Source organism: Haloterrigena sp. H1 (assembly GCF_005938085.1).
Taxonomy (GTDB): Archaea; Halobacteriota; Halobacteria; order Halobacteriales; family Natrialbaceae; genus Natrinema.
This window is the reverse complement of record NZ_SMZK01000001.1, coordinates 2,536,335-2,549,598: the sequence shown is the minus strand read 5'-3', so window position 1 is coordinate 2,549,598 and position 13,264 is coordinate 2,536,335. Positions and strand designations below refer to the sequence as shown.

The 13,264-nt window shown below is 62.4% G+C and carries 14 protein-coding genes and 2 tRNA genes; 10 read left to right on the top strand and 6 right to left on the bottom strand.

Annotated elements, in window-relative coordinates; translation table 11 throughout:
* The first annotated feature begins 36 nt into the window (after positions 1–36).
* The 5 genes from E2L06_RS12780 (at position 37) to E2L06_RS12760 (ending at position 5,567) form a co-directional block, all read left to right on the top strand.
* The gene (locus E2L06_RS12780) at positions 37–1,638 is read left to right on the top strand and encodes a GTPBP1 family GTP-binding protein (RefSeq protein WP_138782001.1); all 1,602 of its coding nucleotides are present in this window, start codon (positions 37–39) and stop codon (positions 1,636–1,638) included.
* 235 nt (positions 1,639–1,873) lie between these two features.
* Positions 1,874–2,569 (top strand): TMEM165/GDT1 family protein, encoded by a 696-nt coding sequence (locus E2L06_RS12775; protein ID WP_138781999.1) that lies wholly within the window; start codon positions 1,874–1,876, stop codon positions 2,567–2,569.
* 65 nt (positions 2,570–2,634) lie between these two features.
* Positions 2,635–3,411 carry a pyrroline-5-carboxylate reductase gene (proC, locus tag E2L06_RS12770; protein WP_138781997.1) on the top strand — a complete coding sequence of 259 codons (777 nt, stop codon included), beginning with the start codon at positions 2,635–2,637 and terminating at the stop codon, positions 3,409–3,411.
* Positions 3,404–4,237 carry a glutamate 5-kinase gene (gene proB / locus E2L06_RS12765; protein WP_138781995.1) on the top strand — a complete coding sequence of 278 codons (834 nt, stop codon included), beginning with the start codon at positions 3,404–3,406 and terminating at the stop codon, positions 4,235–4,237. Before proC ends, proB begins: the two co-directional genes overlap by 8 nt.
* The gene (locus E2L06_RS12760) at positions 4,230–5,567 is read left to right on the top strand and encodes a glutamate-5-semialdehyde dehydrogenase (protein WP_138781994.1); all 1,338 of its coding nucleotides are present in this window, start codon (positions 4,230–4,232) and stop codon (positions 5,565–5,567) included. Before proB ends, E2L06_RS12760 begins: the two co-directional genes overlap by 8 nt.
* Before the next feature lie 95 nt (positions 5,568–5,662).
* On the opposite strand, the gene mch is transcribed toward E2L06_RS12760, so the two are convergent.
* From mch to E2L06_RS12740, 4 genes are all read right to left on the bottom strand, one after another.
* The gene (mch, locus tag E2L06_RS12755; RefSeq protein ID WP_138781992.1) at positions 5,663–6,595 is read right to left on the bottom strand and encodes a methenyltetrahydromethanopterin cyclohydrolase; all 933 of its coding nucleotides are present in this window, start codon (positions 6,593–6,595) and stop codon (positions 5,663–5,665) included.
* An 86-nt stretch (positions 6,596–6,681) separates the two neighbouring features.
* Entirely contained in the window at positions 6,682–6,891 is a 210-nt protein-coding gene (locus E2L06_RS12750) for a heavy-metal-associated domain-containing protein (RefSeq protein WP_138781990.1), read from the bottom strand.
* Between the two features lie 80 nt (positions 6,892–6,971).
* Positions 6,972–7,286 carry an MTH1187 family thiamine-binding protein gene (locus E2L06_RS12745; protein ID WP_138781988.1) on the bottom strand — a complete coding sequence of 105 codons (315 nt, stop codon included), beginning with the start codon at positions 7,284–7,286 and terminating at the stop codon, positions 6,972–6,974.
* A 149-nt stretch (positions 7,287–7,435) separates the two neighbouring features.
* Complete coding sequence (locus tag E2L06_RS12740) at positions 7,436–7,789, bottom strand: HalOD1 output domain-containing protein (protein ID WP_138781986.1); 354 nt, start codon at positions 7,787–7,789, stop codon at positions 7,436–7,438.
* A 253-nt stretch (positions 7,790–8,042) separates the two neighbouring features.
* On the opposite strand from E2L06_RS12740, the gene E2L06_RS12735 reads away from it, so the two are divergent.
* Positions 8,043–8,453, top strand: coding sequence for a DUF4112 domain-containing protein (locus tag E2L06_RS12735; protein WP_138781984.1), 411 nt, complete (start codon positions 8,043–8,045; stop codon positions 8,451–8,453).
* 241 nt (positions 8,454–8,694) lie between these two features.
* On the opposite strand, the gene E2L06_RS12730 is transcribed toward E2L06_RS12735, so the two are convergent.
* Positions 8,695–8,765 (bottom strand) — tRNA-Gly (locus tag E2L06_RS12730).
* 1,217 nt (positions 8,766–9,982) lie between these two features.
* Positions 9,983–10,053: transfer RNA gene (locus tag E2L06_RS12725), tRNA-Gly, on the bottom strand.
* Positions 10,054–10,355: 302 nt separating this feature from the next.
* Here E2L06_RS12725 and E2L06_RS12720 point away from each other — a divergent pair.
* Genes E2L06_RS12720 through E2L06_RS12705 form a run of 4 tightly spaced genes read left to right on the top strand, consistent with a single transcriptional unit; the run spans position 10,356 to position 13,262 of the window.
* The gene (locus tag E2L06_RS12720) at positions 10,356–11,231 is read left to right on the top strand and encodes a putative RNA uridine N3 methyltransferase (RefSeq protein ID WP_138781982.1); all 876 of its coding nucleotides are present in this window, start codon (positions 10,356–10,358) and stop codon (positions 11,229–11,231) included.
* Between the two features lie 4 nt (positions 11,232–11,235).
* Positions 11,236–12,255 (top strand): 50S ribosomal protein L3, encoded by a 1,020-nt coding sequence (locus E2L06_RS12715; RefSeq protein ID WP_138781980.1) that lies wholly within the window; start codon positions 11,236–11,238, stop codon positions 12,253–12,255.
* A 3-nt stretch (positions 12,256–12,258) separates the two neighbouring features.
* On the top strand, positions 12,259–13,011 hold the full coding sequence (rpl4p, locus tag E2L06_RS12710) for a 50S ribosomal protein L4 (RefSeq protein ID WP_138781978.1): 753 nt from the start codon (positions 12,259–12,261) through the stop codon (positions 13,009–13,011).
* Positions 13,008–13,262, top strand: a complete 255-nt coding sequence (locus tag E2L06_RS12705; protein ID WP_138781976.1) for a 50S ribosomal protein L23 — start codon at positions 13,008–13,010, stop codon at positions 13,260–13,262. Before rpl4p ends, E2L06_RS12705 begins: the two co-directional genes overlap by 4 nt.
* Positions 13,263–13,264: the final 2 nt, after the last annotated feature.

The following is a 13,264-nucleotide window of genomic DNA, read 5'->3' as shown; positions in this document are numbered from 1 at the left end:
GGAAGCCTTTTGCTGTGTGGGACTCTAACGGGGCACATGAGCCGTGACCGGGCTCTCCTCGAGCGAGCCCTGGACCGTGGCGAACAGGACGGTGGCAACGTCGAATTCAAGGAACGACTGTCACGAGACGTCCACCTCGAGGGTGGACGACGCGAGAGTCTAGCTGCACAGCTTCGACACCGCCTGCTGTCCGGTGATGGCGAAGCGACGTACGTCGTCGGCGTCACCGACGACGGCGGCCTCGCCGGCATCGATCCCGACACCTTCTCCGAGACGATGGACGTCCTCTCCCTGCTGGCCGAGGAAGCGGATGCACACATCGAGGACGTCCAGACGTGGGGCATCGCTGACGGACTGGTCGGCGTCGCACAGGTACGGGAGGGTGGCGTCCTCGAGACCGACGACGAACACGTCGTCGTGGGGACGGCGGGCCACGTCGACCACGGGAAGAGTACGCTCGTGGGCTCGCTCGTGACGGGCAAAGCTGACGACGGCGACGGAGCGACGCGAGCGTTCCTCGACGTCCAACCTCACGAGGTCGAACGCGGCCTCTCGGCCGATCTGTCCTACGCGGTCTACGGCTTCGACGAGGAAGGACCGGTCAGAGTTCGAAATCCGAATCGCAAGGCAGACCGCGCCGAAGTCGTCCAGGAGGCAGACCGACTCGTCTCGTTCGTCGACACCGTCGGCCACGAACCGTGGCTCCGAACGACGATCCGCGGACTCGTCGGCCAAAAACTCGACTACGGCCTGCTGGTCGTCGCCGCCGACGATGGCCCGACGCGGACGACGCGTGAACACCTCGGTGTGTTGCTCGCAACCGAGCTCCCGACGATCGTCGCGATCACGAAAACCGACGCCGTCGATGCCGAACGCGTCGAGGAGGTCGAACGCAAGGTCGAACGACTCCTCCGCGATGTCGATAAGTCGCCGCTGCGGGTCAGCCGTCACGGCGTCGACGCCGCCGTCGAGGAAATCAGCGAACGCGTCGTCCCCATCGTCGAGACCAGCGCGATCACGATGGACGGCCTCGAGACGCTGGACGAACTGTTCGACCGACTTCCCAAGACATCCCAAGATACCGGCGAGTTCCGGATGTACGTCGACCGCAGTTACTCGGTGACCGGCGTCGGCGCGGTCGCCTCGGGCACCGTGATGGCCGGTGAGGTCGAGGCTGGCGACGAACTCCTGATCGGTCCCATGCCCGATGGCCGCTTCCAGGAGGTCGAGGTCCGCTCGATCGAGATGCACTACCACCGGGTCGATCAAGCACAGGCAGGCCGGATCGTCGGCATCGCGCTGAAAGGGATTAAAGAAAGCGCCATCGAGCGCGGTATGGTCCTGTTGCCTCGGGATGCCGACCCCGACCCGGTTCGAGAGTTCGAAGCCGAGGTCATGGTGCTCAACCATCCCACCCGCATCGGCGAGGGCTACGAACCAGTGGTCCACCTCGAGACGATCGGCGAGGCCGCCGTCTTCCACCCGGAGAACGGCCGCCTCCTGCCCGGCGATACGGGCATGACCACCGTCGAGTTCAAGTTCCGGCCGTATCTCGTTGAAGAGGGCCAGAAGTTCGTCTTCCGTGAGGGCCGCAGCAAGGGCGTCGGCACGGTCACCGACGTCTCACCGATGGAGTGACCACCGGTATCGAGTTTGGTCGCCGCCCCTGTGAGCGCGCGTCGATCGATCCCGCCAGATTTTGCTCCGTAAACCGTATACATTAGACGAGGCTAATCCATACCATGGTTGGCGGCATCAGCGAGATTATTGCCTATCCGTCGTTGCGGTTGCTCGATCACTCGAGCGATCGAACAGCGGTCGCTCGGTCCGTCCGACGATGTGAACGACTGCGCGCTCTCGCTGCGCTCGAGCCATGACCGGCTGGCTCGAGATTCTCGTCGTCGCGTTCGTCCTCCAGTTGTCGGTGCTACCTGGCGAGAAGGTGCAGTTCATCATCGCAGGCCTCTCGACACAGTACGACCCGCGGATCGTCGTCGCCGCTGCAGGGAGCGCCTTCGCCGGGTGGACGGCCCTCGAGATTCTCTTCGGTGCGGCGATCAGGGGCACACTGCCGCCGATCTACCTCGATGCGATCACGGCAGGGCTGTTCCTGCTCTTTGCGGTGTTGCTCATCAGGTCGGCACCCGAGACGAGCGCTCAGTCAGTCGCGACCAACGGCGGGACGGTGATGGGCGACGTAATGGATATCTCGATTTTCGGGTACGATATCCCGCCGTATCTCCGCGGGTTCGTTCCGATCTTCGCCCTGATGGCCGTTGGGGAATTCGGTGACAAGACCCAGCTCGTCACGATCGGACTCGCAGTCAAATACGGTGCCAATCCCGCGATCTGGGCCGGCGAGATGCTCGCGATCATCCCCGTGAGTGCAATTAACGCGTACTTCTTCCACCGTTTCTCACACCGCTTCGATGCTCGACTGGCCCACTTCGCTGGCGCGGCGCTGTTTCTCTTCTTCGGGCTCGATACGGTGTTGCAGATCCTGACTGGGTTCTCGATCTGGGAGACGATCGTCGACGGGATCGCGACCGTAATTCTCGGCCTCGTCTAACCCGCGCCGCCGGCAGAGCGAAACCAAAGTTGGTATGTCCGCCTCGGTTCCTGGGCTAGGGTAAGATGGTACAGACGAGCGTTATCGGTTGTGGCAACATGGGGAGCGCCCTGATCAAGGGGCTCCATCGGTCGGGGAATCACACGGTGACCGCGTGTGACCTCGATCCCGACGCACTCGAGGCGGTCGCCGACTACGTCGATCACACCACGACGGACGTTTCCGAGGCGGCCGAAGCTGATGTCGTCGTCGTCGCCGTGAAACCGGATATCGTCGGCGCGGTCCTGGACGATCTCGATCTCTCGCCCGCCCAGACACTGGTCTCTATCGCTGCGGGCGTCTCCACCGACTACGTCGACGCACGAACCGACGCGAACGTCGTCCGGATCATGCCGAACCTCGCGGCCGAAACCGGGGACATGGCTGCGGCGGTCACCGGCGACGACGTCCCCGACGAGGTCCTGGAACTGCTCGACGACGTCGGCGAGTTCGCCGAGATCGAGGAACGCAAGATGGACATCGCGACTGCCGTCAACGGAAGCGGCCCTGCCTTCGTCTTCTATCTCATCCAGGCGATGAAGGAGGCAGGCGTCGAGGGCGGCCTCGAGCCAGACGACGCCGAGACGCTGGCCGCCCAGACGTTCAAGGGCGCTGCCGAGACGGTCCTCCGTTCGGACGAGGACCTCGACGATCTGATCGACGCCGTTTGCTCGCCCAACGGAACGACCATCGAAGGGATGGAAATCCTCTGGGACAGCAACGCCAACGAAGACGTCGCTGCGGCAGTCAAAGCGGCCGAAGACCGCTCTGCGGAACTCGCCGGAGAGGTCACCGATGAGTAAGGGACTCGAGGACGCGGCCGTCGACGAAGCCCGACAGCTCGCAGCCGACGCCGACCGCGTGATCGTCAAGGCCGGAACGAACTCCCTAACCGACGACGAGTCGAACCTCGACGACGAGAAACTCGACAAACTCGTCGACGATCTCGAAGACCTCCTCTCGCGGGACAAACAGGTCATCCTCGTCTCCTCTGGTGCGGTCGGTGCCGGCACGGGCCGGATCGAGCAATCGAGCGGGACCGTCGAGGAAACACAGGCGCTGTCGACTGTCGGCCAGAGCCACCTCATGCACCGCTACACCGAGAGCTTCGCCCGCTACGACCGGAAGGTCGCCCAGCTCCTGTTGACCCAGCACGACCTCGAGAATCCTGAGCGCTTTACGAACCTCCGGAACACGATCGAGACGCTGTTGGACTGGGGTGTTGTCCCGATCATCAACGAGAACGACGCGGTCGCCACCGAGGAGATCCGAATCGGCGACAACGACATGCTCTCGTCGGCGGCAGCGATCGGCGTCGACGCCGACCTGCTGGTCACGCTGACCGACGTCGGCGGCGTCTACACCGGCAACCCGAAACGCGACGACGACGCCGAACGGATCGAGGCCGTCGGGGCCAACTACGACCAGGTCCAGGAGATCATTTCCGAGACCACCTCTGAGGGGTTCGGCGGCATCCAGACCAAAGTCGAGGGCGCACGCGATGTCAGCGAACACGGCACCCCGGCGGTCATCGCGAAATCCACCGAGCCCGATGTCCTCGAGAAGATCGCTACTGCCAAACCCGTGGGAACCATATTCATCCCCATCAACGGTGTGAGCGATGACTGAGACCGATATCGAACGCGACGTCGAGGAGGCACAGACCGCGGCCCTAGAGCTTGCGAAACGCTCCGACGAGGACCGCAGCGCGGCCCTCCACGAGATCGCCGACGCGCTCGAGGCCCGAACCGACGCGATCCTCACGGAAAACGAGAAAGACGTCGAAGAAGGCGAGCGGCTGCTCGAAGAGGGCGAGTACACGCAGGCGCTCGTCGACCGGCTCAAACTCTCCGAATCCAAGATCGAGGACATCGCCGAGATGGTCCGCAGCGTCGCCGGACAGGACGACCCGCTTGGCAAGACGCTCTCTGCACGCGAACTCGACGACGATCTCGAGCTCTACAAGGTCGCCGTGCCGATCGGCGTCGTGGGGACCGTCTTCGAGTCCCGGCCCGACGCGCTCGTCCAGATCGCTGCGCTCGGCCTGAAATCCGGAAACGCCGTCATCCTGAAAGGCGGCAGCGAGGCGCTGCATTCGAATCGCATCCTCTTCGAGATCATCGAGGAGGCCGCTGCCGAGGCGGGCATCCCCGACGGCTGGGCCCAGCACATCGAGGCCCGCGAGGACGTCACCGCCTTGCTCGAGATGGACGACGCGATCGACCTGCTGATGCCCCGCGGCAGCTCCGGGTTCGTCAGCTACATCCAGGACAACACGAGCATCCCGGTGCTCGGCCACACGGAGGGAATCTGCCACGTCTACGTCGACGACGAGGCCGACCTGTCGATGGCTGAGGACATCGCCTACGACGCCAAGGTCCAGTATCCCGCCGTCTGTAACGCCGTCGAGACGCTGCTGGTCCACGAAGACGTCGCCGACGAGTTCCTGCCGGCTATCGCCGACCGCTACGAGACCGCCGGCGTCGAGATGCGCGGCGACGAGGCAACTCGCGAGATCGTCGACGTCGAGGTGGCGACCGACGACGACTGGGACACCGAATACGGCGATTTGATCGTCTCGATCAAGGTCGTTGACTCGCTCGAGACCGCGATCGACCACATCACGGTCCACAGCTCCAAACACACCGAGTCGATCGTGACCGACGACGCCGACCGTGCGAGCACCTTCATGCGCAGCCTCGATTCGGCGAGCGTCTTCCACAACGCCTCGACCCGCTTTGCCGACGGCTACCGGTACGGCCTCGGTGCCGAGGTCGGCATCAGCACGGGCAAGATCCACGCCCGCGGCCCCGTCGGCCTCGAGGGACTGACGACCTACAAGTACCACCTCGAGGGCGACGGCCAGCTCGTGGCCACCTACGCCGGCGAGGACGCGAAACCGTTCACCCACGAGGAGTTCGACGGCGAGTGGACGCCCGGCCGGCTCTCCGACGAGTAGAATTCGTCGTTTTCGTCTCGCTTCTTCTCCGTCTCCGGATTCCGCGCCCACGCGGGCGCGAAGTCACAAATATTCTATACGCGACCTCGAGCCGCTCAGAGATCGAAAGAGTCGACGAGCAGGTCTTCGTCCGTCTCGCCGTAGACGTACGTCGGCCCGCCGAGCACGTCGATCGTCACCGTTGCGGGCGCGAAGAGATCCGACGGGACTTCCTCGAACTCCCAGTCGAGGTCGTCGAAGACGTCGCCGAACGGGCGGCCGTGATCTTCGGCGGCGGTCGACGGCACCGAGTCGAAGAAATCGGCGTCCTCCCGGACGGTGAGGTGGGCCCGCCCGCCGTAGGCGATCGCGTCGTTCGTCCGCGCGATGGCCGTCCGTTCATCGCCTGCCACGGGCGCGACTGGGGCGCGACCGGTCGCCGAGACGATGTCGAGGGGATCGTAGCCCAGTTCGGCGAGCCGGAAGGTGGCGAGTTCGGCTGTCCGGGCGGCGTTCGTGATGCTGCCGACGAGGCTGGCGGTTCGGTACGCGAGCAAGAAGACGCTACTCGTCTCGACTTCGGCGAGGTCAGCGACCTGCTCGGCCGCAGCTTCGGTCGGCTCGAGTTCGGTCTCGACCGCCAGCGCAGTCAGATCGAACGCATCGGTGTAGCCGACGCGGCGAAACTCCTCTTCTTCGGCCACGAGCGCCCGCGCGGGACCACTGCCAAGCCCTTCGAAGTCCTCCGTGGTCAGCTCCCAGCCGGCCTTCTGGGAGCACAACAGCGAGAGCGCGGGCTGGTCGGTCGACAGTTCCACGTAGGGGATCGAGGCGTCGCCGAGTTCGCCCAGTTCGTAGCTCGGCGTCGCCATCCCGGCCGTCTGGATCTCGGTCAACAGCAGCCCGGCCTCGATCCCGCCGTCGAACTCGAGTCCGAAGTCGAGTACCGTCGCGTCGTTCGCAAGGTCGTAGCCGCCGATGTTCAGCTCCTCGGCGTAGTCGAGGGCCTCGTCGACCAGCTCGATCGCCATCCGATTGAGACTTTCCATGCGACGGGTTTCAGCCTCCGTGGTAAAACCGTTTGTCAGTTCGTCTCCGCCCGACTGCCGACGGTGCTGCGCTGTGTCTCGGCTCGCTACTCGTCGACGCTGTATCCCGCATCCTCTATCATCTTCGCTACCGACGCTGTATCGACGGTCGACGCGTCGTGTTCGACTCGCACCACGTTGCGCTCGTGATCCGCGCGGACGGCTGCGACTCCTTCGAGGGACTCGAGGGCGGTCGTCACCGTTCGTTCGCCGTCGGCATCGATCAGCTCCCTGACGGTGAGTGTCGTTTGGTCCATATCCGTCGTAGTCGCTCCGCTGGATCGTGTGTTGAGCCTGCTACTCCAAGCATCCTGACGCGGGTTGCTCGGCCGACGGCTCACGCCTCGCGATTTCGGGCTGGCCGGCCGAGTCGCTCTTCGACGACATCGACTTTCTCGGATGCGTCGATATCCCGCGTCCGCTTGTCGTCGATCTTCAGGACCGTACTCACGCGGTCGGCGTCGACCGCGTCGTGGGCCGCCTGTGCGGCCGCGAAGAGTTCATCTGTCGTCTCGGCTTCGATCACCGTCCCCATCGGGTTCGTCTCGTAGCAGACATCGTAGTCCTCGAGTGCGTCGACCGCCTTCGCGACCTCGCCAGCCATACTGTCTTCGATTACCGGTGCAACGCTCAGGAGCGCGACTACCGTCATACGACCGAGCAACGATCGATGGCTCCCTAAATCCGTGCAATCCGGCGGGTTTCTCTGAGAGAGGGGTGGCGGGTTGGCCGCGGCGCTCACGAGACGGGACGGTTTCGAAAAACGATCAGCGCGGTTGCGTATGGATACCCGACCCGCGGTCAGGCTCTTGTCGGCGTTCGCGGCGTCTCCGCCGGTGGGTAGATGATCACGTCTCCGTTCGCGTAGACGTACACCTCGTGTTCGAGCGCGGTGAACGCGACGTGGCCGCCCGTCCGCTCGGTGCCGTCCGATTTCGTGGCGAAGATGCGCTCGAGCGCGTCCGGGTCGACGCTATCGTACAGGGAGAACTCTCCCTGCGAGACGTCGGTGTCCGCGATCGACGCCAGCGCGTGGACGATCGTCGTGGTGATCGTCGCCGTCCCGTCCGTGTCGTGGTGGAAGACGTAGCGGTCGTTAGGCTGGTCGTACTGGAGGTCCGTCGTGCCGTCTGCAGGTGAGAAGTCCGTCTGCATTGCTAGATCTGATCGTTCAATCGTTCACCGTTCAGTACCCTCTCATAGTATAAAAGTCACTCGCAGCCAGTAACGGCACTCAAATGTGAAATACACTCAGATACGAATTCGTTCTTTGAACTGTGGTGGTCTCCGTTTCGGACCTACCCGAAAGCCGACGTGGAGTCGCCGGACGACTGTCCGAATATGACGGCTCTCGCTCGCTTGCCACGGCCACCCCCGACTTTATCGACGGGGAGGGCTAACCGACGGTATGGCATCCGACACAACAACCGCACTCAGCGAAGACCTCGAGGCACTCGAGGACGACCTCCCCGCCACGGTCGACGATGGGGCGATCGAGCGAATGCGGTTCGTCGCGCACGCACTCGACGAGGGGATTCGAGTCCCGGGAACGGACGCTCGAGTCGGGCTCGATCCGATCCTCGGGATCCTCCCAGGGGCTGGCGACACCGCAGCCGCGGCCGTCTCGCTATACGTCGTCGTCGAAGCCGCGCGCATGGGCGTCTCCAGCTCGACGCTGCTTCGCATGCTTGCAAACGTCGGCGTCGACGCCATCGTCGGCTCCGTCCCCGTCCTCGGCGTCGTCTTCGACGCCTTCTGGAAGGCAAACACGTGGAACCTCGAGCTGGCGCTCGAGGATCTCGCTGCGGAATACGAGTAACCAGAACGCGATGCTCAGAGGACCTCAGTCACATTCACATCCAGAACGAATTTCGCTACATGGACGATTCGCTCGTCGAATTGAATTCAGAGAAATGCGCTGGCTGGGATTTGAACCACGTCCAGACGTGCTCGTTTCACTGCGCGCGTCTGGCCTTATTCAAACCCAGAACGATTCCTCCGAACACGGATACTCGCGTTGCTACGCAACGCTCGTGAATTAGTGTTAGTGTTCGGAGAAATGCGCTGGCTGGGATTTGAACCCAGGTTGTGACCATGGCAAGGTCACGTGATACCACTACACTACCAGCGCCCTCGACTGGCATCGGTTAGCCAGTTCGTCTCGAGTGCAAGTAGACAAATGTGCCATTCCTATTTATAACTGACGAACATCGAAAGTGGAATTTCACCAACAAATTAATCTCGTGGTCCTGTGAGAGTTGAGTGGCGGTGGCTCGGGAACACTTCCAGAGCGCCAGTGTACGAATGAGCTGTCGCCCAAATCGATCGCGGTCGCTTGCAGGACCGAGTTCAGCGAGACGCGCTGGCTGGGATTTGAACCCAGATTGTGACCATGGCAAGGTCACGTGAGACCACTCTGGCGGGAGTGACAGAAAGCGACTCCCCCTTTGCAGCCAAACCCTCGATTCTTGACTCATCACCGCACAATAACCTACGAATATATTAAAACCACCATTTCATCATAATTTTCTTTTGTTTAAGAAAACATATCTAATTGGAATTAAGCATTCGCCGCATCGGGCGAGGTAAGAATAAGGGTATCAACGACAATGAAATCACATCTCACCCATGATCTTTATTGTTCTTTGATATACCTCGAGATAATGGGGAGAAACGACATAGGCAGTGAAATCATTACTATGCTAATCATCGCAGTTGTACTCATGATGGGTGTATACGTAGTATCAAATACTGCTCAACTGACGACAGTCAGCCCCGAACTAAGCAGGGGTGTGTCGAGTTTTCAGCAAGGGTGGGTGAAGGCCTTAGGTATAGTAGCATCCGTACTACTCGGAGTAACCGGTTATCTCATCAGTGCCTTTTCTTCTGATTGACTTCATCAACTCGGATTCCGGCCTTTTACTCGCTAATGTTGACTACGAATGCAAGAGACGACACGAAGCAAGCTGCTGACCGGCGCACATGACCGTGATCGTTCTCCTGCGAGGCTGTTACCGGAAATGACCGACTACATTGTAATCTCGTTAGGACAACTGCTGAGTTCAGACACATTGAGGGGTGTGAATCAGCACTCCTCAAAACACTCGAGAAATTTACATAAGTGCTACGAAGGTGGAAGGTGTAGTGTTACGTATCTCTAATGACAGATATTATACAAGTTGAAATCGGAGGGAGAACGCTCGAAACACCCGTATGCGCTGGCTGGGATTTAAACCACGCCTGAGAACCTGCCCGCTGCGCTCGCAGAACCTCAGTCTATCTCAACTCAGAACGAGTTTTGCTGAACGGGCGGTTCGCTGCGCTTGTCGTCGTTGTTTCAGCGAAAAGTGCGCTGGCTGGGATTTGAACCCAGGTTGTGACCATGGCAAGGTCACGTGATACCACTACACTACCAGCGCCCTGTTGCATTCGTACATACTGCCGTATGGATGTATAAGGGTTGCGAATCGGCCCGCCTTCGGCATGCCCAAGCATGCCGATTTTGCGACCCACCAGTAGCGACACCTTCTCTAATACCAGCAATATCATCTGCATTTACGGTTGGTGTCTGCGACCAGTTGCCGAACGTGAGTGTGTGCCCGTTCGGCACGAATTCGGGGGTGTGAGCGGTTGACAGCCGGGATCGAATCCGCTATTCTTTTAAGACCCTCTCCGCAATACATCGCTACAGTCTAGTGACGCGGCGCCGAAGCGTCTCGGCATGACCATCAGCGTACTCGTCCCGTCGTCACTCACCCGGGAAGCCGAAGACAAACGCGAGGCAACTCGCAAAGTTGGATACGTCGCCCGCGCGGCGACGATCTTCCGGGCCGATCGCCTCATCGTCTATCCCGATCGGGACGGCGAAACGGGGCGATTCGACGGCGGGTTCGTCACAACCGTCTTACGGTACGCCGCAACGCCCCCCTACCTCCGCAACGAGGTCTGGGGGATGCGGGACGAACTAGAGTACGCGGGTGTCTTGCCGCCGCTCCGCGCGGTGTCACAGACCGGCTCCGAATCGAACGGTTCGGGGTCGTCAAGACAAGGGATCGTGACCGAGGTCGGACCTGAAGGGCGCGTCCGGGTCAATTGCGGACTGCAACACCCGATCTCCCTCAATACGCCTCCTGACATGGAGGTCGAGGAGGGAGAGCGCGTAACCGTCAGGATCTCTTCGCGACGACCGGTCCGGGCGAAGCTCGTCGACGAGCCCCTTCCGGGGCTTTCAGTCGAGCGGACGGACCTTTCGACAGCACTCGGCCGTGAGGATGCCGGCGTCTGTATCGCAGCCTCCCGATTCGGTGAAGAACTCACCGTCGGGCGGCTCGAGACGCTGGCCGGCCGCGTCGAGGGCGACGGAATGACTGTCGCCTTCGGGGCGCCCGAACGAGGGCTGCCGGATATCCTCGGAATCGAGGCATCCGCCGTCGGGGCTGTCCAGGAGACAGCCACGGACGGGGATGACGGAGTCGAACCCACTGCCGATCCGGGGTTCGACCTCTGGCTAAACACGGTTCCGAATCAGGGAAGCGAGGTCGTGAGAACGGAGGAGGCTCTGTTCGCGACTCTCGCTCCCCTCTCACTCAGAGAGTGATTGCATGCCACAAGCAAATAGACCACGCAAAGGCTCACTCGGGTTCGGCCCACGAAAGCGTGCGACCAGCGAGGTCCCACGGTTCAATTCGTGGCCGGACGACGACGGACAGCCGACGCTTCAGGGGTTCGCGGGCTACAAGGCCGGCATGACCCACGTCGTCATGGTCGACGATAAATCGAATTCGCCGACCGAAGGGATGGAGCAGACCGTCCCTGTGACGATCGTGGAGACGCCGCCGATGCGCGCCGTATCCCTGCGAGCGTACGAAGACACGCCGTACGGTATGAAGCCACTGACCGAGGTCTGGACCGACGAGTTCGTTCCCGAACTCGATCGCGTCCTGGACCTTCCCGGTGACGATTACGACGCCGACGCAGCCACGGACGAGCTCCGTGGCCTCCACGAGGAGGGCCGCGTCGACGACGTTCGCGTCATCACCCACACGGTACCGTCGGACGTTCCCTCGGTACCGAAGAAGAAACCGGACGTGATGGAAACGCGCGTCGGCGGCGGTTCCGTCGACGAACGCGTCGACTTCGCCCTCGAGCTGCTCGAGGACGGCGGCGAGCACGTCATGAACGACGTGTTCCGCGCCGGCGAGTACCTCGACGCAAGCGGCGTCACGAAAGGGAAAGGGACCCAGGGTCCCGTCAAGCGATGGGGCGTCCAGAAACGCAAGGGCAAACACGCCCGGCAGGGCTGGCGTCGCCGCATCGGCAACCTCGGCCCCTGGAACCCATCCCGCGTCCGCTCGACGGTCCCCCAGCAGGGCCAGACCGGTTACCACCAGCGGACGGAACTGAACAAGCGCCTCGTCGACATCGGCGACGGCGCAGACGCGACGGTCGACGGCGGCTTCGTCAACTACGGCGAAGTCGACGGCCCGCACGCGTTGATCAAGGGCTCGCTCCCCGGGCCACAGCAGCGTCTCGTACGCTTCCGCCCGGCGATCCGACCCGGAGACCAGCCGCGCCTCGATCCCGAGGTGCGCTACGTCTCCACCGCATCCAACCAGGGATAACACATGGACGCAACAGTACGAAACCTGGACGGCTCCGAGGCGGGTACGATCGAGCTCCCGGCGGTCTTCGAGACCACCTACCGCCCGGACTTGATCGGCCGCGCCGTGCGTGCCGCACAGGCAAACCGAAAACAGGACTACGGTGCCGACGAGTTCGCCGGGCTGCGAACGCCGGCCGAATCGTTCGGTAGCGGCCGAGGCATGGCTCACGTCCCACGACAGGAGGGTCGCGGTCGACGCGTTCCCCAGACCATCAAAGGACGCAAGGCCCACCCGCCGAAAGCCGAAAAGGACCAGTCCGAATCGATCAACACGAAAGCAAAGAAACTGGCCGTCCGCAGCGCCATCGCTGCGACGACCGACGCCGAACTCGTCGCCGAACGCGGCCACGAGTTCGACGACGACGCCGAGATTCCGGTCGTCGTCGCCGACGAGTTCGAGGACCTCAAGAAGACCAAGGAGGTCGTCGAGTTCCTCGAGGCCGCCGGCCTCGAAGATGACATCGAACGCGCCGACGAGGGTCGCAGCGTCCGCTCCGGTCAGGGGAAAGCCCGTGGCCGCAAGTACAAGACGCCGACGTCGATCCTCTTTGTCACCTCGAGCGAGACCGGCCCGTCCCGTGCAGCCCGCAACCTCGCGGGTGCCGACGTGACGACGGCCGCCGAGGTCAACGCGGAGGATCTCGCCCCCGGCGCACAGCCTGGACGGCTCACCGTCTGGACCGAGAGCGCACTCGAGGAGGTGGCTGACCGATGAGTTCCATCATCGAACACCCGCTCGTGACCGAGAAGGCGATGGACGACATGGACTTCGAGAACAAGCTCCAGTTCGTCGTCAACCCGGACGCGACCAAGCCCGAAATTCGGGACGTGGTCGAAGAGCGCTTCGAGGTCTCGGTCGAGAAGATCAACACGCAGGTTACGATGAACGGCAAGAAGAAAGCGGTCGTCCGCCTCTCCGAGGACGACGACGCACAGGAAGTCGCTTCGCGAATCGGGGTGTTCTGAGC